Source organism: Blastocatellia bacterium, assembly GCA_025054955.1.
GTDB lineage: Bacteria > Acidobacteriota > Blastocatellia > HR10 > J050 > JANWZE01.
Window position 1 is genome coordinate 1 of sequence record JANWZE010000134.1, and the last position, 22,061, is coordinate 22,061.

Genomic DNA, 22,061 nt, shown 5'->3' on the forward strand with positions numbered 1-22,061 from the left:
GCCCTCTTGGAGGGAAATCCCAAGCATGAAATCGTTAATCCGAAGCGTTTAGAATTTCGGATTTGGGATTTCGGATTTCCCCGCAGGGGTTCAGGAGGTTAATCATGAAGAGAGAACGAGTGTTCTTGGTGGTGTTCATGCTGACTTTGGTCATGACGACGAGCGGTTGTACCGGTCGGCTCATGGCAGGCATGAGGAAACTATTTGTCAGGCCGGTGCAAACTGTTGTGGCCAAAACCCAGCAATTGTTTGACCGTTCGCAACCTCAACCGTCCGCTTCTGCGGAGCAGGCCAACAGCGACATCAAGCCGGTCATAGCGATTGAAGATAGCGCCGGCCAACCCGCTGAGCCTGCCGATCAACCTTCGCCGGAAGCGACGCCTGCTGCCGGTGAAACGGCCACGGCAGCTCCGGCAGCAGACGCATCCGCGCCGGTTGCGGCTTCAACGCCAGCGATCACGTTAGATGGCGTGATTACGCCGGAGATGGCTGCCCGCTATCGTGAAGAGCTTATTGCCAGGCCTTATGACGCGCTGGTTCGCTACAACATGGGGCGACTCTATCTGCAACAAGGGTTGCTCAATGAAGCGGCATACGAATTTGATATGGCCACCTCGCTGGATCAGCATTTCACCTATGCGTTCATTTTGTTGGGTCGGACGCTGCGCCTGCGAGGACAGTATGATCTGGCGATGGCCAAGTTCATGACGGCGGCCAAGCTGCAACCAGACATGCCTCTGATCTACGTTGAGGCCGGCATCTGCTGGGATCAGCGAGGCTATCATGAACGGGCCCGCGAGCAGTATGCCCGGGCGCTTGCGTTGACGCCTCATGATAGCCGGCTTCACAACAACATCGGCTATTCGTACTTCCTCGAAGGTGAGTACGCCGCAGCCATCAAGGCCTATCGTCGCGCGTTGCAGATGAATCCGGGCGACCGCCACGCCCACAACAACATCGCCATGGCGTATTCCATGCAGCAGAAATGGGACAAGGCGCTTTATCACTTCACCCAAGCGTTGGGCGAGGCAGCAGCACAAAACAATATCGGTCACCTGCTGCTGCGGGCCGGCCGGGTGGACGAGGCGCTGGCACATCTGGAGCTGGCTGTTCGGCTCAAACCTGATTCGTTGCGGGCGTTGGGCAATCTGGAATCGGCGCTGCGCATGAAAGGGCGCATTGACGAGGCCGCCCGGATTCATACGCAGATCGTTGAACTGGAGCGAGCGCAGGCGCGCACTGCTTTGTCATCAGATGGTTCATCGGCTGCGGCGAAGGAATCGCCTCAACGTTAAGACTGCTTGCTGAACCATTCATCTTCCTTTGAGAATAGGGGTGGCGCAAGTTGCCAACTTGCGCTACACCATTTTCCGTCTTCGTGCGTGCGATAGCACATCACCGGTTCCTTTGAAATTTGTGAGGCGAGCAGGTAATGAGATCGCTGATTGACCCTGCCGCCCCTCTTGGAGGGAAATCCGAAAACCCAAATCCGAAATCCCAAACGTTTCGGATTTGGGATTTCGTGCTTGGGATTTCCCCCCAGGGGCGGCCTCTCGGATCGTTATCCATGAACCTTGCTCTTGCTGCTAGGAGTTTGCTATCTTGCTCCCCTCGACCCTCTTCGAGGGAAATCCGAAATCCCAACCCCTCTTCGAGGGAAATCCGCCAGTCCCAAATCCGAAATCAGAGACGTTTCGAATTTGGAATTTCGTGCTTCGGATTTCCCCGCATGGACTTGGGATTTTCCCGCAGGGGCGCGTGAACTATCTTGCCATTGCCAATCCAACAGCAGGCCGGGGCCGATGTGGTCGGCTCATTCCGGAGATACGTCGCTGCTTGGAGGCGACCGGGCATGCCATTGAGTTTGTCATAAGCCGCAGTCAGCAACATCTGAGAGAACTGGCTCACATGGCTGTGCAGCAGCGATATGATGGTGTCATCTCGTGCGGCGGAGATGGCACAGCGCACTACATTCTTCAAGAGCTGCTCGGCTCAGACCTCACACTGGGCCTCGTTTCAGTTGGCACCGGCAATGATTGGGCCTCTAGCCTTGGTTTGCCCACCGACTATCGAAAAGCTTGCGCCCTGATCAAGCAGGGCAAGACTCGACGCATTGACGTTGCGCGAGCAGGCCCTCATGCCTATGTCTCTGTGGCCGGGACTGGCTTTGATGCTGAAGTCAACCGATTGGCCAATCAAAATTCGGCTTGGTTGCGGGGCCGGGCAGTCTATCTGAATGCTCTCTTTCGCGCGCTCTCTCAGTTTGTGCCTCAACCTGTGGAAGTCATCTACGATGGCCATCGTTTCGTTGGTCCGGTTATGCTCGTGGCTGTGGGCAACGGCGCCAGTTATGGCGGCGGCGTGCGTATCGTGCCGCAGGCTGTGATGGATGATGGGTGGTTGGACCTCTGCATTGTGAAGCAGACAACCCGGTTAGAATTGCTGAAAAACCTGCCGCGAATTTATCATGGTGGACACGTAGCTCATCCGGCAGTAGAAATTCATCGCGCGCGGCGCATCACCATTCACTCAACTCGTGCAATGGACTTATTTGGCGATGGGGAATACCTGCAACAAATACCGGTGACTATTGAAGTCGTGCCTCGCGTTCTCCGAATCATTGCTCCCTGAGCCCTCTTGGAGGGAAATCCCAGGCCCTCTTCGAGGGAAATCCCAAGCACGAAATCCCAAATCCGAAACGTTTGGAATTTCGGATTTGGGACTTCGGATTTCCCCGGAGGGGTTGCAGTGGGCTGTAGTGCGTTGGGCTTATCGGCCGACGATATATTGGTGGACTTGACGGCAGGCGTCTTCGTCTCCTTGGTTGCATCGTCGGCAGGCCGCCAGTATTTCTCGAGGCACGAACCGGCCGCTGCCCGGCGCCATTTGCAGACCGGCGCAGGAGACCGAACCTGTGTAGCCTTCGATGGTGCCGGGTGACATGTACCGCCCACCGGTCGGCGTGCTGGCCGCTGCCCGAGGCGTATCAGCGGCCTGACCTTGTGGGATAGACGATGAGGTCTCTGAGGAGTAGACGACCAGAAAGACAATCACCACCGCAATCAAAAATCCCAGTCCCAACGCGCTGGTGGCCGGCGATTCCTCGTGCTTGCCGCGAGCTGAAGTGGGCGTTAGTGCTTGCCGTGTTTCTGATGGTCTCATGTTTTATTCACCTTCGCCGCGGCTACAATAATCCTAGTCGCTCGGCGCCCGCTGATGAGCTGAGCAAATGGCGTGCCGCTATAGGATGAGAAGGTTAGCGCGACGATCCGTAACGAATGTTTCAATTATGGAATAAACGTGACAGGCGATGCTCAGCATTGAAGAGCCGTGCGCGGCTGCCGGCTGGCCTGGCTACGGCTGTCTGGACAGGGGTGCTCTTGCTTGACCTGCTTATGGTTTTATGGCATGTTAGCCGCCAATGAAGACATTGCTCTACAGTCTCTATCAGGCGCGGCGGGCCACGTTCACCGAATACCAAGGTTGGCAATTGCCGGATCGGTTTGTCGGTGTCGGCGAGGAGTATGGAGTCGTCCGAAGCGCCGTTGGTATCATTGACATCAGTCATCGCACGTTGATCACACTGACTGGACCTGACCGGGCTGAGTTTCTGCATCGGATTTTGTCGCAGCGTATCAAGGGCGTGCCCGGAGGCTGTGGATGCCATGCGGCATTGCTGACGCCGCAAGGGAAGATGATCGCCGTAATGAGAGTGTTGATCGGGGAAGATACGATTTTGCTCGAGAGTGAGCCGGCTGCTCGCGCCTCTTTGTTAGAGAAACTCGCTCTGTACCGGCTCAGTCAACGGGTGGAGATCGAAGATGTCACCGAACAGTTCGTCAAGCTGTCATTGCAAGGCCCTCACGCCGTCCGGCTGCTGCAAGCTCTCCTGCAGCAGGAGGTGGCCATCAGCGAGCAATTGCAGCACCAGCAGGTTCATGTCAACAACATCCCACTGCGTGCCATCAACGTTCAAGAGACCGGAGAGAGCGGATTTGAACTGATGGCGCCGGTTGCGATGGGAGCGTCGCTCTGGTCACATCTGTTGCACGTCGGCGCGCCATACGGCTTGCAGCCCGTTGGCTTTGCCGCGTTCAATGTGTTGCGCGTTGAAGCCGGCACGCCTTGGTATGGGGTAGACATGGATGACAGCCATTTTCCGCAGGAAGCGCAAGTTGACTACGTTCTGGACTGGACAAAGGGCTGCTACGTCGGCCAGGAGCCGATGGCGCGCATCCGATTTCGTGGCCACGTCAATAGGAAATTGGTTGGCTTGCGATTTGACAAAACAGCCTGCCCGGAGCAGGGCAATCAAATTGTCAGCGATGGCCGGGCGATTGGCTACATCACATCGGCGGTTCATTCGTTTTATCTGGACGCACCCATTGCCCTCGGTTATGTGCGACGAGAATACAGCCAGCCGGACACCGAGCTTGTCGTGCAAACCCGCGGTGGGGAAGTGCCGGCGGTGGTTTCGACGTTGCCGTTTTATCCGGGCGTTGATTTGGTGGCGTAGGAATTCTCCTCGAGCGGTTTCTGGATGAGTTTGCCCTGCGCACGCTTCGAGCGTGCGTCAGCTCACAAGATTCGGGGCGACTACGCTAGAGCGATTTGCGAATCGGTTTACCTTGGGAGCGCTCGCTTGCAGCGTGCAGTAGCCGGCAAGACACGGGGCCAGCAGGCTAAAGGCAATCGAAAATCGCTCTAAATGTAATTGAAAATCCACCTAGGTCTGATAACGATTGAAAACCTACCCAACACCAACCACCAACCAACAATCAGCACCCGCCCCGCAAACCCCCTCCTCGGAGGGAGATCCGAAATTCCAAATTCCAAATCCCAAACGTTTGGGATTTCGTGCTTCGGATTTCGGATTTCCCCGCAGGGCACAGGGTCTACGGATCTCGCAGCGTGCCTCACATCACACGACAGTGCTACCCATTCCCCTATTCATTGAGCATCGGTAATGCTAGCGGCGGAACTCTGTTGAATTCGAGCTGACTCAGCTCTGCCAGCGCCCGTTGCATAGTCGAGAATAACGTTGGCTCAATCGTAATCACAAATGGCAGGTTGCTCAGGTCTGGCCAAGGTTCCTGCCAAAGCGAATTGATGTTTATCTGGTGGCGAGCCAGAATGCTGGCCACTTCGGCAATGATGCCGGTTCGGTCTTTGACGAAAAAGCGGAGGAAGAAAGGATACACCTCAGTTGATTCGGTAGTAGCGGGATCGGCTGTATCAGGCGATTCGGCTGAATCACGATGAAAGACAGGTTGTAGGTAAAACGGCGCGGCTTCTTGTTTCCAGAGCGCCGCGTTCAGAATGTCAGCTACCACAGATACTGCTGTCGGGTCGCCGCCGGCGCCACGGCCAGTGAACATCGCAGAACCGAGCTTGTTGCCCGTCACTTCAACTGCGTTGAGCGCGCCCCCGATCGCTGCCAGCGGCAACCGCCGGTGCGTCAAAAATGGACTGACGCGCAGCGTGATCTCATCGCCGTTGCGCTGGGCTACACCCAACAGCTTGATCGTGTAATCGAGTTTGTTGGCGTAAAGAAAATCAACGAACGAGATGGCCTGAATGCCCAGTGTAGGAATTTTCTCAGGCTGGCTTGTTTTGCCGAAAGCCAGCAGGCTCAGAATAGAGAGTTTATCGGTCGTGTCGCGACCGGAAATATCGAGCCACGGGTCAGCTTCGGCATAACCGCGCGCCTGCGCCTCTTTCAGAACGTCCTGAAAATCGCGGCCTGATTGGCTCATTTCGGAGAGAATGAAATTGCACGTGCCGTTGAGAATGCCGCGCAACCGCACGATTCGATCTGCAAACAAGGCCCGTCGCAACACCCGCAGTATCGGAATGCCACCAGCTACAGCAGCTTCAAAGCCCAGGTAGGCATTATGATCACGGGCCAGTTGAAAATACCGACGGGCATGTTGAGCAAGCAACAGTTTGTTTGCCGTGACGACAGCTTTGCCTTGTTGCAGACCTGCGGTGATGATGGAATCAGCCGGCTCGTGACCGCCAATCAATTCAACCACGATGTCGGCAGGCGTTTGAAAAAACTGGTCGAGCGAATCGGTCATGACGACGCTCGAGTCAAGCAAGCGCGTATCCTTGCGCCGAATTGAGCGGTCCAACACGACTGCCAGCCGCAGCGGAACCCCTATCTCTTCGCGATAGCGTGAAGCCTCTTCCCGTAGAAGCCGGATCACAGCTTGACCGACGGTCCCGAAACCAGCTATCGCCACCCGGATTTCTCGTTCAGACATGAACCTTCCTCCCTCTTCGAGGGAAATCCGAAACCCCAAATCCCAAATCCGAAACGTTTCGAATTTCGTGCTTGGGATTTGCCGCTGCGCGGGTTTGGGGCTTCGGATTTCGTGCTTCGAATTTCCCCGCAGGGGTTACGGATCAGGAATCACGAATTCTGTGCTAGCCTGTGCAATCTGTGGCTTCATTCCACAGATCACGAATCACGAATTTCCCCCGCAGGGGTTGATGACTCAGTTTCTCGGATTGACAACAAATTCGCTGACCACCGATGGGCGCCGATTGGCTGCGCCAGCCGCTTGCGCTGGCGTGTAAGGATCAATCCCGTATGTGATGACGCGCAGTTGTTGCGACGTGGCGTCAATCCTGAATTCTGTCCAGCCGTACGTGTGCACGGCGACGTAACCGCCTGTGATAAGCCGGGCATCAATACCCGATCCTTCCAATCCGGTCTTGTCGTAGCCGTATCCTTCAATGACGGTGTCCATGAGTTCTTTCAGGAATGCGTCACGCAAACGTCGCGGCAGCGCCCGATAGGCATTGACCTGAGCCTCTGTCAGCAAGCCGGCCTGCGCCGCCAGTGCCACCACTGTTGGGCCGAAGGGAGCGTCGAAAGCCACCGCGCCGGTGGTGATCTCCCAGGCGCTGGTAGGAATTTGCGGGCCGCCAACGTGAGTCTGGTAGGTCAGGTTGTTCACCACAGTGCCGTGAATATCAGCCGCGATGAAGACCACGTTTTTGATATTGTTCGTGTGGATGAACGCCAACAACTCATTGCGCTCAGCCGCATAGCCTTCAAATCGGTCTTCAGCAGCCAGTGGACCGAAATTCTGAATCGGTTCAGGCACAATAATAAACTTCCATGTGATGCCGTTCAGATGCGCTCGAAGCAGGTCTGCTTTCAGCTCCTCCAGTTGCACGCGACTGAGCATGGTGCGATTCGGATTGAACGCGGCGATCAGGAACTGCCGCACCTCATCTTGGTTGGTGATGTCGCGAACCGGCTCAAGCGGTTCATCACGGAACGAGCGGGCGTCCAGCAAAAACACGGCAGCGTCGCTGCCATAGGTGATCGAGCGATAGAGCTTTCGCTCGTTTGCCGTGCGTGGCTCGCCGGTGTCGCCATAGAACTCGTCGTTGATCGGATTATACTCCTGGAAGGCTTGCAGTCCATTTTCGTAAAGCTCGGTGTCGTTAATAAACTGCACCATATCAGAGAATCGTGGATCGCTCGATGGTGGCGCTCCACCGGCGAAATCGTTAGTCACTTCATGATCGTCAATCATCGCCAGGATGGCAGTTGACGCGCGTAAGTCTCCGAGCGTATTGAGGCCGGTTCGGGTTGAATACACTTCGTTGTGCTTGCGGCGAAATTCTTCAAGCGTGCGCGTCTGCGCCAGTGGAACATCAGGCGACGGATAGTCAGAATAGATGGTATCGCCCAGCGCAACGAAGAACGCCAGGTCCAATTCCGGCGCGTTGCGCACAGACGGGTAGGGAGCCAGATCACCGCGCCAATCGCCAGAAACGCCGAATCGCAAGCCAAGGCGACTTCCTAGGGCTGCTGGCGTCCGGAACCGACCACGGCTGCTGGCTCCCATCGCGTCAGTCGCGCGGTAGTGGTAGACCGTGTTCGGCCTTAGCCCAGTGATGCTGACTTTGACTGGTTGTAACGGGTCCGTCACCAACGCCTGCGCTTGACCGAGAATCGTGGTGAAGTTGGCATCCAGCGCGTACTCGAACGTGACCACGCCGACCGTTTGACTTCGTGCCCACAACACCGCTGATGTTTGGGTCACATCACCGGCAGCCACCAGGTTCGGCAAGCCAGCTTGCGCCGCCATCCCGGTTTGAGTCAATGCGCTCGGCATGCCGAGCACCACTAAACAAAGCAGAAGTAAACTGATTATCAGCAAACGATTCTTCATATTCTCCTCCTTCACGTGAGAGCGTCCCGCGGGAGCGTCTCTACGGTTGTGACCGGTGTTTTCCAAATCGAGCACATGCCCGCCAACGAATTGCTGTCATCCACCGGGCGCAGAGCAGATTATGAATTCGTTTGAGAGAAGTCAAGGGCACAAGCGTGACCCTCTTCGAGGGAAATCCGAAGCCCTCTTCGAGGCAAATCCGAAATCCCAAATTCGAAATCCGAAACGTTTCGGATTTCGTGCTTCGGATTTCGGATTTCCCCGCAGGGGCACGGGGGCTCAGGAGCTATTGAATTTTGTCAGCAGGGGCACATGTAGAACAATGGCACCGGGTCCGGGAAGCTCATGGAACGCGGATGACACGGATTCGGCTGATCAACACGGGTCAGTCCGTGAAAATCCGCCGCATCCATCTCAACGGCGTTTTTCCAACCCCACCGCATCTATCTCATCGGCGTTCTATCCAACCCAACTAGCTTGATGCCATGCACGCAGAAGATCGTCCCAACAACTGAGCACCGCTGCCATAGAAAAGGCCAGTGTGTAGCTACCTGCGTCAGCCACTAGTGAGTGTGGGGGCTCTGAAAAGCTCGGGACGAAGTCTATGCCTCGGCTCCCTTGTTGGTGTTGCTTTGGTGGTTGTGTTTTTGGTTTGTTGGCAGTTGGGCCATAAGATGTGTTATCGGACGTCAGTCATCTCGCGCCTCGCTCCACACCCTCTCGAGAATGTGGCACAGACGCTTCTGCCTGTGCGCCATTTTCATCGTTCGTGGTAAACCTCATCTCATGGACGATTCCCTTCAAAACAGCATTTTCATCGTTCGTGGCGTGCCCCCGCTCATGCACAATTTCCGTGAAAACATTTCATCACAGAGACACTAAGAACACAGAGACCGGCGAACTGAACCTCTCCGTGCTCTCCGTGTCTCCGTGAGAGTCATTCTCATTGTTCATGGCGTGCAGTAGCACACGAACAACGATTCCCCCGAAACACGCCACCAACGCGAAAGAATTTTTTCTCATTTTTCGTGATGAGTGTCAGCTCATGAGCGATTCCTTATTCATCGCACAAAAGCCCAACCATCAAAAATGACCTGCAACAATTCACCTGCCAGGTGTATAATGCGCCTTCAATATGCAAAGTTTCCACAGAGATCAGGAGGTCGCATGAATTGGGCTGTCGTTCGTTCTCTTCCTGTCAGCATCGCTGTTTTGTTATTGGCGACTTCCATCATCGCCCAGGATCGCTCCGAGCATGCTCAACAAGATCAAAAGCCCACGCCTCAAGCTGTCTTTGTGGAGACGATCCATGATGCCGGCGCTGTCGAAGCCGGAACTGACTTGACACATGCGTTCAAGATCAAAAACGTAGGAAAGGCCGACCTGCTCATTCAAGATGTCAAACCTTCCTGCGGTTGCATTCTCACGGAGTATACAAAGCTCATTCCGCCCGGTCAGGAAGGTCGCGTTGTGCTGACAACGAAGACGCCCATACTTCGTTCGACCGTCCAAGCGACAGCATGGGTTTACACTAACGATCCGGCTCATCCTTCAGTCCTCCTGGGCATGAAAGCCATCACGCGCCCACTCATTGATGTGCTGCCTTCGCCGTCGCTCTCGTTGCAGGTCAACACAGGACAAGCGGCTGTGGGAACGTTGACGTTGGTCAATCGCGACACATCGCCACTCTCCATCGAGGCGCTGGAATTGAACAACAACGACTATTCAGCCCAACTGAAAACGTTGGAGAAAGGTCAACGCTACGAGATCACGGTCAGGCTTGGCCCGCGCGATAGCGAAGGCACGGTCGCTGCTCTGCTCACCATTGTGACCAATAAGCCAAAGCTCAGCCAAATTCCTATTGCCATCACCACCACCATCACTGCCCCGCCCAAATCAAGCAACCAAGGTGGTGGCGCGGCCCCGACAGCTTGACATAGGCCAGGTTGCCGGAGCACACTAGCCCCTCTTCGAGGGAAACTCAAACTCCGAATATCGAAGCCCGAAACGTTTCGAATTTCGTGCTTCGGATTTCCCCGCAGGGGCTTGGAGGATGTTGTTATGAGAAAGAACCCGCTTCGATGTTTGACGCTACTGGGAATCGCGGCTTGCCTAGTAGCGCTCAGCTCAACGCCCACGTTTCAGTCGTCCGCTCAGCAGCCGATCACCAAACTCGTTTTTGTAGAAAAATTCACTTCGACCAACTGACCGAACTGCCCTGGAACCAGCGGGGCGCTGGAACGATTGCAAAGCGAAGTCGGTCGCGATCATTTGTTGATTGTGGCCTACCACGATACCCTGGATAGCGCGTTTGCCATCGCCAAAAACAGACAACGAGATCAGTACTACCAACGGCCGTACCGGCCGGTCTCCGTCTTCGATGGCGTCGAGCTGCTGCAAGGCGGCAGCAGCAATCCCAACGACATTAACATCTACAACCGCTACCGCGCCTCGTATGAGCGCCGAAAAAATGTTCCGAGCCTCGTTCGTATCAGCGGGGCCGCCATGCTCAAGGCTGATTCTGATCCGCCTCAGGCGCAGTTGACCGTGACCGTCGAGGCGCTGGCGCCACTGAGCGGTCCAGGCCCACTCAAGGTTCGCTTCGTGCTCTACGAAGACAACATCAATTTCCGAGCGCTCAACGGTCAGCGCCACTTTGACTGGGTCGTGCGCGATATTCTGGATGAAGCCAACTTGAGCATCTTCGAGCCGGGAGCCACCCAAACGTTCACCAGAACGGTCAACCTGAATAACCAATGGGTTGCTGCGAACCTCGGTTTCGCTGTATTTGTGCAACGCGACCCGCCCGGCAACAAAGAAGTCATTGGCGCTGCTGACTTCCACTTCCCTACCCCTTAGCCCTCTTCGAGGGAAATCCGAAGCACGAAATCCGAAATCCGAAACGTCTGGAATTTCGAATTTGGAATTTCGGATTTCCCCGCAGGGGCAGGCCCTGCTCATTGTTCGCCGAGAACCACTTTACGGATGCCAGCCAGCGGATTATGATAGCGCCTTCCTAAACATTAGGCCCCTGCGGGGAAATCCCAAGCACGAAATTCGAAACGTCTGGGATTTCGAATTTGGAATTTCGGATTTCCCTCCAAGAGGGTTTGGAATTTCGGATTTCCCCGCAGGGACAAGGAGGTCTTATGGGAGCAAATTACCCCTTTTATCAGGTCGAACCGATCACCGACCTGAAGGACCTGTTGGAAAAAAGCTGTCAGCGCTACGCTAAGAAAACCGCTCTGCTGTGGAAGGAAAAAGGCAAGTGGCAACCGATCAGCTATCGGGACCTGTATCAAGCTGTCGAACATTTGGCCACAGCGTTGACGCACCGGGGCATGCAATCGGAAGATCGGATCGCCATCCTGGGAGAAAACAGACCCGAATGGGCTATGACCTATCTGGCCGTGGCTTGCTCGGGCGCAACCTGTCTGCCGATTGATAAGGAGCTGCGCAGTCAGGAGATTTTTCACATCCTCCATTTTTGCGACGCCAAAATGATTGTCGCCTCGGAAAAGTACGTGGAAGAGCTGCTCGCTATGCAACCGAGACTGCCAGCGTTGCAGCAGATCATCTGTATGGATGATCGTAACGGCCACAAAAATCTTGTCACCGTCTCTCAACTACAAGAGGAGGGACGACGGGCCGTCAAAAAGGGCGACAAAACATTTCGTCAGAAAACCATCCTGCCTTACACCGTCGCGGCCATTTTGTTTAGTTCGGGCACGATGGGCAATCCCAAAGGCGTCATGCTGACGCACCGCAACATCGCCACCAATGTGATGCAAACTACTAAGTCGGTTTACGTGGACGATAAGGACCTGTTTCTGTCTGTGCTGCCGGTGCATCACGCCTACGAATGCACAGCCGGATTCCTCGTGGCGTTGTATCGTGGTGCAACCATCGCCTATGCTGAGAACTTGCGCCGTGTGGCAGAGAATATGGCCGAAGTCAAAGCGACCGTGATGCTCGGCGTGCCATTGCTATACGAAACCTTCTACAAGCGAATTCGGGCGGCCATCCGAGAAAAGGGCGAATCCAAATTCCAAAAGGCGAAAAAAATTGCCGACCTTTCCGAAAAGCTGCTCGGATTGAATATACGGCGACGACTCTTTTCTCAGGTTCATCAGAAACTCGGCGGACGATTGCGGCTCTTGATCTCAGGCGGCGCGGCGCTCGACCCGGAAGTCGCCCGCGGCTTTCGCGAACTCGGCATCAATTTCATTCAAGGGTATGGGCTGACAGAAGCCTCGCCACTAGTTGCCGTCAACCGCGATAAAGCTTTCAAGGATGATGCCGTCGGTTTCATCATGGATCAAATGGAAGCCAAAATCGTGGACGGCGTGCTGTGGGTCAAAGGCGACAACATCATGCAAGGCTATTATCGAAATCCCGAAGCAACGGCCGAAGTCTTGCAGGATGGCTGGCTCAACACTGGCGACCTGGCCTCATTCGATGACGAAGGATACCTCTACATTCACGGACGGCAAAAAGCGTTGATCGTCACGCCGAACGGCAAGAACATTTCACCCGAAGAAGTCGAGCGTGAATTGATGAAGAGTCCCTATATTCTGGAAGTGCTCGTCTGGGGCGGCCCTGATCCCGCCCAATCGGAAGTGCAAGCGATCGTCGTTCCCAACCTCGAACAACTCGACGTAGACTTCGGCGGCCAAGGCGCTCCGCTGACGCGTCAACAAATCGAAGAGATCATCCGCAAGGAGATTAATGAACATTGCAAAAACCTAGCCCCCTACAAGCGCGTCAGTAAATTCACGCTGCGCGATGAAGAATTTGCCAAAACCACAACGCGGAAGATCAAGCGGTATCTCTACACTGAAACAACCAAGCATGTGTCCGCTCAAGGCGAGGCATGAACGTTTGTCGGCAACTATGAAAGTCTACTTGCAACTGCTCCAGGATATTCTTGATCACGGCGTGCAAAAACAAGACCGCACTGGCACAGGAACGCTGTCGTTGTTCGGCTACCAGATGCGTTTTCGCCTGGACGCGGGCTTTCCGCTGCTGACCACCAAGAAACTGCACCTGCGTTCGATTATCTACGAACTGCTCTGGTTTCTACGGGGCGAGACCAACATCCGGTACCTGAATGAGCACGGGGTTACGATCTGGGACGAGTGGGCTGATGAGCATGGCGAGCTGGGCCCGATCTACGGAGCGCAATGGCGCTCGTGGCCAACGCCGGAAGGAAACCGCATTGATCAAATCTCGCAGGTGATTGAGCAAATTCGCGCCAATCCTGACTCCCGCCGGTTGCTCGTCAGCGCGTGGAATGTGGCTGAGCTGGATAAGATGGCATTGCCGCCATGTCACGTGCTATTTCAATTCTATGTCGCCAACGGGCGATTGTCCTGTCAGCTTTATCAGCGCAGCGCTGACGCATTCCTTGGCCTGCCGTTCAACATTGCGTCGTATGCTCTGCTGACGATGATGGTGGCGCAGGTCTGTCAGTTGAAACCGGGTGAATTCATTCACACCTTGGGAGACGTTCACTTGTACTTGAATCATGTTGAGCAAGCCCGCTTGCAATTGACACGCGAACCGAGACCGCTTCCTCAAATGACGCTGAATCCACGCGTGACCTCCATCTTCGATTTCACCTACGAGGATTTCACGTTGAGCGGTTACGACCCACATCCACCCATCAAAGCGCCGGTGGCTGTATGAATATCTTCATCATTGCGGCTATGGCAACCAACCGAGTGATCGGCCTCAATAATGCCCTTCCCTGGAGATTGCCAGCCGATTTGAAACGATTCAAGCATCTGACGATGGGCCATTATCTGCTCATGGGGCGAAAAACCTTTGCCTCAATAAATCGTCCGCTGCCGGGACGAACCCTCATCGTCCTGACCCGTCAACGTGATTTCGTCGCACCTGACATCCTGGTGGCTCACTCACTGGAGCAAGCTCTCTCGCTGGTCAAAGGCGAAACCCTCTTCATCGCCGGCGGAGAAGAAGTCTATCGCCAGACATTGCCTCTGGCTCACCGCCTCTATCTGACGCTGATTCACAGCGAGTTCACTGGCGACGCTTATTTCCCTCACTACGCTGAGACAGAGTGGGTTCTCACCGATCACGAGCACCACCAACCTGATGAAAAAAACCCGTATGCCTACAGTTTCCTGACCTACATTCGCCCCTGCGGGTAACTCCGAAGCACGCCAGCCCCAAATCCAAAACGTTTGGGATTTCGGACTTGGAATTTCGGATTTCCCTGGAAGAGGGCTGCGGCCTGAGGCACATTTTTTGCTACAAAGAACGCGGCAATTTGGTTGACACTGAGTCAAGTGGAATGTTACTTTTGACGCCGGAGGATTATGCCATGAACCAACGGATTCCAGTCACTCTCCCAACAGTGGTGGCCGCCGCAGCTTTACTGCTGATGACAGCGCATTCGACCTCCGCGCAGTACGTCGTCTCAGCTCGTGGCGGATTAGTCAACTACACGACTGGCCCGGTGACTTATCGCACTGCGGCAGACCCAGATTGGAAACGGGTTCCCACGCATCTCCAACTTGATGAAGGGGACCGCCTCAAAACTCAGAATGAAGGTAAAGCCGAAATCCTGTTGATGCCTGGCTCGTTCCTTCGTCTGGCTAATAACGCTGAACTGGCCATGCTCAACACAGACTTAACAAGCGTGACCGTCGAGCTTGTCTCAGGCTCGGCGATCCTGGAAATCGGCGACCTACCCAATAAAGGCACGATCACTGTGCAAACGCCGATCACCACCGTACGCCTCAAGAAAGAAGGTCTCTATCGGATTGACATCGTCTCAGACGCGATGACACTCACAGTCCGAGAGGGCGAAGCTCACTTTCTGCGAGCTGATGGCGTGCTGGAAAAAGTCAAAAAGAATCGTCGCGCGTTGATCATTGGCAAGGAATACGAACTGGCCAAGTTTGATCCCAATCAAGTAGATGACTTTGATCTGTGGAGCGCCGACCGCGCTGAACTGCTTGTGGCAGCTAATCAATCGCTAGTCCAACGCATGGGAGTATGGAGCTGGCCGCGCTTGGGCTGGAATTCATGGATCTTTGACCCATTTTTTGGCTGCTACACATTCTTGCCGTGGGGCTATAGCTTCTGGTCGCCATACGGATATGGCTATTTCCTGCCGTGGGGCGGCTACAGCGGCGGCTACGGTGGCAGCTACGGCGGCGGTTACGCGGGCGGCACTGACACGGGCGGCAATTACGGCGGACAAGCAGGTTCGCCTGGCCCCGGTGGGAGTCCGCCAGTTCGAGCAACGAAACCTTGGGCTGATCAAGCGCGCAAGGGCCGAGAGGTAGTGCCCAGCAGCGACGCTCAGTTTGGCGTTTTTTCAGGCCGCACGCCACGCGGGGCTGACATGGACACCCGCATCATCAGCACGCCGTCCGGCGGCTACATGGGCGGTAGTAACAAAGCTGGCGGTGGATACAGTGGTGGTCACTCTGGCGGCGCACATGCCGCTCCGGCACCGGGCGGACACGCTGCCGGAAGTGGCAAGGCCAGCGGCGGCAGCATTAAACAGCAGTGAGAATAACACCAATCACTCGGTTTTCTCTGATTGGAAAGGCTCCAACAGGATATTCATCCTGGTGGGGCCTTTTTACTTGAACCGTGATTCGTGATCCGTGGAATGAGGCCACAGGTTACACAGATTAGCACAGACTTCGTGATTCGTGATTCGTAATCCCTGTGGGGAAATCCCAAGCACGAAACCCCAAATCCGAAACGTTTGGGATTTCGAGATTCGGATTTCGGATTTCCCTCGAAGAGGGCTGAGGGCTCAAGGAGACGGAACTCATGGCTGAAAGGAAGAAGCCGATCAATGTGTTGGTCGTTGATGACGAGCAATTTTTCGCCGAGTGGCTAGCGGAGAATCTCCAAGATCAGCCCAACCTCTACAATGCCCAATGGGTCAACTCGGGCGAACGCGCCCTCCAGTGGATCCAACAGCAGCCAGTGGACCTGGTCATTAGTGACATCAAAATGGCTGGCGTCAGCGGCATTGAGCTCCTCAAACAAATTCGTCGCCATCATCCGGGCATTGGCGTCATTCTGATGACCGGCTACGCCCTGCCAGAGCTGCAACAGGAAGCCGTCAAACGCGGCTCTCTGTTCTATCTGGAGAAGCCTTTTCCGATGGAACGGCTGGAATCGGCCATTGAGCAAGCAATGGCCAGCCAGACCGGACAAGATCAGCCTGAAGTCGGCGCGTCTGTTGAGCCTGAATCAGCCGCTGCGCTGAGCCTGTTGGACACGCTTCATCTTTTCCATGTGAGTCGCGCTCACAAAACACTGCTGGTGCGAGCCGGTGCAAGCGAGGGATTGATTTACTACCAAGACGGCGAAATCGTTCATGCTGTGACCCAGGATCAAACCGGTGAACCTGCTTTCCGTCAAATCATCAACTGGCAATCGAATGATTATGCTGTGTTCACCGATGAGCCGCCGCCGACTCGAACCATTTTTCGGGATTTCGACAGTCTGCTGAGCGCCGCTGCGCAGCCCGGTTCCATGCCAACCCCGACAACAGCAGCCGCTGAGCAACAGCAGACTCAACAACAGCTTTCAGAGGTCATACCTGATGCGCCCCAGCCCTTGCATGAGGCCCCGGTTGCTGAGTCTCAGCCTGCTGAGCAGTTGGCCGATGAGCCGCCTCCGGCCGTCATACAACAAGAGACCTCGGGCCCCTACGGGGAAATCCCAAGCACGAAACCCGAAATGCCAAACGTTTCGGATTTCGAATTTGGGATTTCCGATTTCCCTCAAAGGGGATGAAGAGGGAGTTATGGAAGAACGAGAAAATCTGCCATCCACCGCTGACGATACGCCACCCGATGACCCGATTGCCGATAAATCGCTGAGCGGCCCGACGCTGCTTTTTTCCACGCTGCTGATTCTCTCGTTGATCTGGGCGCTCTGGGACGAATTGGAAGGGCAGCGTCCATGGAAGGACTATCAACGCGACTTTGTGCGGCTCTATGCGAATCACCTGAAGAAATTGGAACGCGAGCAACGCGCTGAAGAAAAGCGGGTGACCGAATCAGCCGAGTATCAACAGATCGTGCAAGAGCTGGAAGTGGCCGAGCGGGAGGTAGCCTCGCGTGTCAAGGAGATTGATCAACGCGTAGCGTTCATTAACAAGCAGATCGAAATTGTCTCCCGCCCATTTCAAGATAAACGCTCGCGCATTGCGGCCATCACGTATGACCTGGAACACGCCAGCAGCGAGAAGAAGAAACAGTCATATCGGAACGAGATTCAAGAAGTGAAGAACGAGGCGGTCGAAGTGGAGCTGCTTGATGAAGCGAATCCCAAGGCGGTAAAACCGCAAAAGCTGAACTTCGACCAACTGCAAGCCTTGTTTAACCAACTGAAGGACGAAAAAGCGAAGCTCCTGAGTGAACGAGTGCAGTTGACAGAGAAGGTTACTGAACTGAGCAAGAAGCGAGAGAATTACCTGAAAGAGAACCTGATTGGGTTAACGCCGGCGCAAATCAGGGGACTTCAGGAAAAGCTCAAACAATTTCCTATTGAGATCAAGCAAATCAACATTGAAAAGATCGGGCTGGTAGACCGTTGTGAATCGTGTCACCTGGGCACACGCGAGCCTGTTATTTTGACGGCTGCCAACATGGGTCGGCGCCGCGAATTCATCAGCCATCCCAACCGCGAATTGCTCACGATTCATGACCCGGAAAGATTCGGATGTACCACCTGCCATAACGGAAACGGCCGTGCTACCAAGAGCATTGAATATGCCCACGGCACTAACAAGCATTGGCCCTGGCCGCTCTTCCCGAAAGGGAACTACGAAGCTGGATGTGTTCAATGCCACCAAAATGATCGTGTGTTGGACCACGCGCCGATCCTCACCAAAGGACGCGACCTCTACCAAAACAAAGGGTGCGTCGGCTGCCATCGCTATGAAGGATTTGACAAAGAAACAGATTACTTGATTGCCGCGCGGCAAGAAATGATCAAAATTGAAACGACCCAGAAAGCCAATCTGCTGGAAATTGCCCGCCTCACGCGCGAGGCTGACCGCGCGCGCTCCAACGAAGAGGCTCAACAGCTCAACGCGCAAGCTGAGCGACTCAGGGTGAAAAATAGCGAACTGGATGCCCGAATTGACGCGCTCAATCAGAAGGCCAAGTACCTCATGTTGGACCGCAAGATGGTCGGTCCGAATCTGAAAGAAGCCAAGCTTAAACTGCGCAAGGAATGGATTCCTGTTTGGCTCAAAGACCCGCAGGCGTTCCGTCCCGGCACGAAGATGCCGCGCTTTCGGCTGACCGACGATGAAGTCCAGGCGCTCTCGGCATTCATCTGGCAAAGCGCTTACTCAAGCCCGACGCTGCCTCCACAAAAACCAGGAGACCCGGTCAGAGGCAAAGAGGCGTTTGAGTCGCGTGGCTGCCTTGCGTGCCACTCCATCGGTGAAGGCGCCGGGCGCATAGGTGGTGACTTTGCCGCGAACTTATCGCGTTTGGGCGAGAAAACGAATCTGGACTACATCGTCCGCTGGGTGCATAACCCACGCCAGCGTTCGCGACCCTATTGCCCCAAAGAGAAACGTGACCTCGGCCCAGAAGACTACGCCAAACACAATCTGCCATTCGTGTTCGACCAGGATCACTCGACGTGTCCCAATGATGGCTATGAATTGCAAGTCGTTCAGATGACGGTCATGCCCAGTTTCCGCCTGTCCGAACAGGAAGCGCGTGACATTGCCACATACCTGACGAGCCTCAAACGCAATAATGTGAACTATCCACCTGCGCCATTCATGGATGACACCAAGCTGGCTCAGAGAGGCCGGGAACTGGCCAAACGCTATGGCTGTGCCAATTGCCATGAAATCGCCGGCCTGGAAAACGAGCAGCGCATCGGCACGGAGCTGACCAAAGAAGGTTCAAAGCCGCTGCCGCAACTGGATTTTGGTCTACTTGAACAAAAAGCGCGCGAGGAAAAATGGTATAACCACAAAGGCTTCTTCGAGCGCAAACTGGAAAACCCAGCCATCTACGACACAGGCCGTGAACGACCTCGTGAAGACCTGTTGCGCATGCCTAACATCGAACTGACCCGGGATGAGATTCAGGCTCTGACCACGTTGCTGCTGGGCAGCGTGGAAACGCAAATCCCTGTCGAGTTCCGTGCCAAACAGGAGGGGCCAGCGCGAGCCATTCAGGAAGGCTGGTGGGTCGTCAAGAAATATAACTGCATGGGTTGTCACGTGTTCATGCCGGGTCAGCAGACGGCGTTGAGTCAGCTTCCCCGATTTCAAGACGCTGCCATGAAAGCTCAACTGCCGCCCTCGTTGATCCAACAAGGCGCGCGCGTCAATCCAAATTGGTTGTTGCACTTCCTCAACAATCCGGCGCTTGATCCAAAAAACCTGGATCGCAACGGTGTGCGGTCATACCTGCAGGTTAGAATGCCAACGTTTTATTTCTCGCCGAACGAGCTGCAAACGTTAGTCAATTTCTTTGAAGCGTTGGCATCGCAACCGCAGCCGTATATCGCCAAGAAACTTGATCCGTTGACGCCGGAAGAACAGAATCTGGCGCGAGCACTGTTTACATCGAAGGCGGCGCCCTGTTTGAAATGTCACATGACCGGCAATCCTGCTCACGACCGGCTGGCCACGGCGCCGAATTTCTTGCTCGCGGCCGAGCGGTTGAAACCCGATTGGACAGCGCGCTGGCTGATTGACCCGCAAGCAATTGCTCCGGGCACGGCCATGCCATCGGGTTTGTTCAAGCGCGACGGTCAGCGATGGGTCTTTGCCGGACCAATCCCTGAGGCGTTCAAGAACTACACCAAAGATCACGTGCAATTGCTCGTGCGGTATATGTTCCAACTGACGCCACAAGAACAAGCTCGATTGTTGGCAAGCTCGCCGATGGCATCGGCATCGAGCGCGAGCCCGGGCCGACCACCTGCCCGACGCGAACGCGTGCTGCGGGCAGCAATCAGTCATTAGATTCGTGATCCGTGATCCGTGGAATGAAGCCACAGATTACACAGATTAGAACAGAATTCGTGGTTCGTGATTCGTGATCCGTGATTCAACTTGCAATCCACGGACCACGATCCACGGACCAAGGACCAAGGAGAAGCGTTACTATGAAAAGTTATCAGAGATTAGACCCTCTTGGAGGGAAATCCCAAATCCCAAATCCGAAATCCGAAACGTTTCGGATTTCGAACTTCGTGCCTGGGATTTCCCGCTATGCGGGTTTGGTGTTTCGGACTTTCCCCGCAGGGGTTATTATAGGATTACTCCTCGTGTTCAGCGCCGCGTGTGGCAATCCCGATGAGATCGCTGAAGAACCGGGCGAGACTGAGACGACTGAGGTCGCCTCAGCCAAGCCACCGTATTCGCCGACAGGCGCTGAAGCAACCATCACAGGCAAGGTCAATTTTGAGGGCACACCACCGAAAATGGCCAGGCTCATGATGGATTCCGATGCGGCCTGTGCAGCCATGCATAAGGGTCCCGTTTTTTCCGAGCAAGTGGTCGTCAATCCCAACGGCACACTGAAAAACGTCTTTATCTTCGTCCGTAGTGGATTAAACTACAGCTTCCCGGTGCCCAGCGAGCCGGCGGTACTTGACCAAGAGGGATGTATTTACAAGCCACATGTGCTCGGTATGATGGCCAATCAAACGTTGAGAGTCACGACGCAAGACCAAACAACGCACAACGTCCATCCGATCCCCAAGATCAACCGCGAATGGAACGAATCGCAGCCTCCCGGTGTGGTGTTGACCAAGACATTCACGCGGCCTGAGCAAATGATTCCAGTTGTGTGCAACCAACACAGTTGGATGAAAGCCTATATCGGCGTGCTGGATCATCCGTTCTATGCGGTGACTGATCAAAATGGCTCCTTCACAATCAGCGGGCTGCCGCCGGGCGAATATGAGATTGAAGCATGGCACGAAAAGTACCAATCCCAAACGCAGAAAGTGACGGTTGGTGCCAAGGAATCGAAGACGCTTGACTTCACCTACAGGGCTGATCAAGCTTATGGGCCTAGCTCGCTCAAGATGATGCCGGCGATGGTTGCTCCTTGTTGCAACGGAGACAAGCACGAGTGATTTTTCAACCTGTTGAAAAGACCGCGGTCACGCCTGGGGGAGCATACTCCCCCAGACGCTACCGCTTTTCACTGGTGACAGCGGTCGCGACATTCATTCTGATCATTGCCGGCGGCCTGGTCACCAGTCAGCAAGCCGGGGATTCGGTTCCTGATTGGCCGCTGAACTTCGGTCGGATTGTGCCGTGGGAGCAACTGGTCGGCAATGTGCGCTTCGAGTACGGTCACCGCGTCATCGCCGCGACGGTGGGATTGCTGACGATTCTGCTCAACATCGTGTTGTGGCGCGATGAGCCACGCCGGTGGGTCCGTCAACTCGGTCTGCTAGCGCTGATCGCTGTCGTGCTTCAAGGGCTGTTGGGCGGCGTGCGCGTGCTGTTGCTGGAGTACCGCGTTCCTGTAGCAATCATTCATGCGTGCTTGGCTCAAACATTCTTCTCACTCATCGTTGGACTCACCGTCTTCACCTCACGCGCCTGGTTCGAGATGGCCAACGCCCTCTTCGAGGGAAATCCCAAGCCCATGCGGGGAAATCCCAAGCACGAAATCCGAAACTCGAAACGTTTCGGATTTCGAGATTCGGATTTCGGATTTTCCCCGGCGGGGGTTAGCCAAGTCATCTCGTCGGCGTCGCACAAGCGCATTGAGCCATCAGCATGGACGGGTCGTTGGAACCGAGCCGACCAAGCCACAAGCTGGTCGAATTGCTTTGACCGCAACGTTGCGCGTGGCCGCGCCGGCT

At 55.1% G+C, this 22,061-nt stretch carries 16 protein-coding genes; 13 read left to right on the forward strand and 3 right to left on the reverse strand.

Going from position 1 to position 22,061, the window contains the following annotated elements; genetic code table 11:
• Positions 1 to 104 precede the first annotated feature (104 nt).
• Both NZ823_16730 and NZ823_16735 read left to right on the forward strand, forming a co-directional pair.
• On the forward strand, positions 105 to 1,295 hold the full coding sequence (locus NZ823_16730; GenBank protein ID MCS6806773.1) for a tetratricopeptide repeat protein: 1,191 nt from the start codon (positions 105 to 107) through the stop codon (positions 1,293 to 1,295).
• A 463-nt stretch (positions 1,296 to 1,758) separates the two neighbouring features.
• Positions 1,759 to 2,631, forward strand: a complete 873-nt coding sequence (locus NZ823_16735) for a diacylglycerol kinase family lipid kinase (GenBank protein ID MCS6806774.1) — start codon at positions 1,759 to 1,761, stop codon at positions 2,629 to 2,631.
• Positions 2,632 to 2,769: 138 nt separating this feature from the next.
• On the opposite strand, the gene NZ823_16740 is transcribed toward NZ823_16735, so the two are convergent.
• The gene (locus tag NZ823_16740; GenBank protein MCS6806775.1) at positions 2,770 to 3,162 is read right to left on the reverse strand and encodes a hypothetical protein; all 393 of its coding nucleotides are present in this window, start codon (positions 3,160 to 3,162) and stop codon (positions 2,770 to 2,772) included.
• Between the two features lie 259 nt (positions 3,163 to 3,421).
• Here NZ823_16740 and NZ823_16745 point away from each other — a divergent pair, with 259 nt between their 5' ends.
• Positions 3,422 to 4,516 (forward strand): aminomethyltransferase family protein, encoded by a 1,095-nt coding sequence (locus NZ823_16745; GenBank protein MCS6806776.1) that lies wholly within the window; start codon positions 3,422 to 3,424, stop codon positions 4,514 to 4,516.
• A 430-nt stretch (positions 4,517 to 4,946) separates the two neighbouring features.
• Here the strand turns inward: NZ823_16745 and NZ823_16750 are convergent, their stop codons facing one another.
• Both NZ823_16750 and NZ823_16755 read right to left on the reverse strand, forming a co-directional pair.
• Complete coding sequence (locus NZ823_16750) at positions 4,947 to 6,266, reverse strand: homoserine dehydrogenase (protein ID MCS6806777.1); 1,320 nt, start codon at positions 6,264 to 6,266, stop codon at positions 4,947 to 4,949.
• A 234-nt stretch (positions 6,267 to 6,500) separates the two neighbouring features.
• A complete protein-coding gene (locus NZ823_16755; GenBank protein ID MCS6806778.1) occupies positions 6,501 to 8,195 on the reverse strand; it encodes an alkaline phosphatase D family protein in 1,695 nt (564 codons plus the stop codon).
• 1,167 nt (positions 8,196 to 9,362) lie between these two features.
• Between NZ823_16755 and NZ823_16760 the strand changes: the two genes are divergently transcribed.
• The 10 genes from NZ823_16760 to NZ823_16805 form a co-directional block, all read left to right on the forward strand.
• Positions 9,363 to 10,130 (forward strand): DUF1573 domain-containing protein, encoded by a 768-nt coding sequence (locus NZ823_16760; GenBank protein MCS6806779.1) that lies wholly within the window; start codon positions 9,363 to 9,365, stop codon positions 10,128 to 10,130.
• A 309-nt stretch (positions 10,131 to 10,439) separates the two neighbouring features.
• A complete protein-coding gene (locus NZ823_16765; GenBank protein MCS6806780.1) occupies positions 10,440 to 11,054 on the forward strand; it encodes a hypothetical protein in 615 nt (204 codons plus the stop codon).
• A gap of 290 nt (positions 11,055 to 11,344) precedes the next feature.
• Entirely contained in the window at positions 11,345 to 13,072 is a 1,728-nt protein-coding gene (locus NZ823_16770; GenBank protein MCS6806781.1) for an AMP-binding protein, read from the forward strand.
• 16 nt (positions 13,073 to 13,088) lie between these two features.
• A complete protein-coding gene (locus NZ823_16775) occupies positions 13,089 to 13,883 on the forward strand; it encodes a thymidylate synthase (protein MCS6806782.1) in 795 nt (264 codons plus the stop codon).
• Positions 13,880 to 14,368 carry a dihydrofolate reductase gene (locus tag NZ823_16780; protein ID MCS6806783.1) on the forward strand — a complete coding sequence of 163 codons (489 nt, stop codon included), beginning with the start codon at positions 13,880 to 13,882 and terminating at the stop codon, positions 14,366 to 14,368. Before NZ823_16775 ends, NZ823_16780 begins: the two co-directional genes overlap by 4 nt.
• 173 nt (positions 14,369 to 14,541) lie before the next feature.
• Positions 14,542 to 15,741, forward strand: a complete 1,200-nt coding sequence (locus NZ823_16785) for a FecR domain-containing protein (protein ID MCS6806784.1) — start codon at positions 14,542 to 14,544, stop codon at positions 15,739 to 15,741.
• Positions 15,742 to 16,010: 269 nt separating this feature from the next.
• On the forward strand, positions 16,011 to 16,988 hold the full coding sequence (locus NZ823_16790) for a response regulator (GenBank protein ID MCS6806785.1): 978 nt from the start codon (positions 16,011 to 16,013) through the stop codon (positions 16,986 to 16,988).
• Between the two features lie 10 nt (positions 16,989 to 16,998).
• Complete coding sequence (locus NZ823_16795) at positions 16,999 to 20,199, forward strand: c-type cytochrome (protein MCS6806786.1); 3,201 nt, start codon at positions 16,999 to 17,001, stop codon at positions 20,197 to 20,199.
• A 143-nt stretch (positions 20,200 to 20,342) separates the two neighbouring features.
• Complete coding sequence (locus NZ823_16800) at positions 20,343 to 21,320, forward strand: carboxypeptidase regulatory-like domain-containing protein (GenBank protein MCS6806787.1); 978 nt, start codon at positions 20,343 to 20,345, stop codon at positions 21,318 to 21,320.
• The coding region (locus NZ823_16805) for a COX15/CtaA family protein (protein MCS6806788.1) at positions 21,317 to 22,061 on the forward strand (745 nt) is incomplete at its 3' end. The genes NZ823_16800 and NZ823_16805, both read left to right, overlap by 4 nt.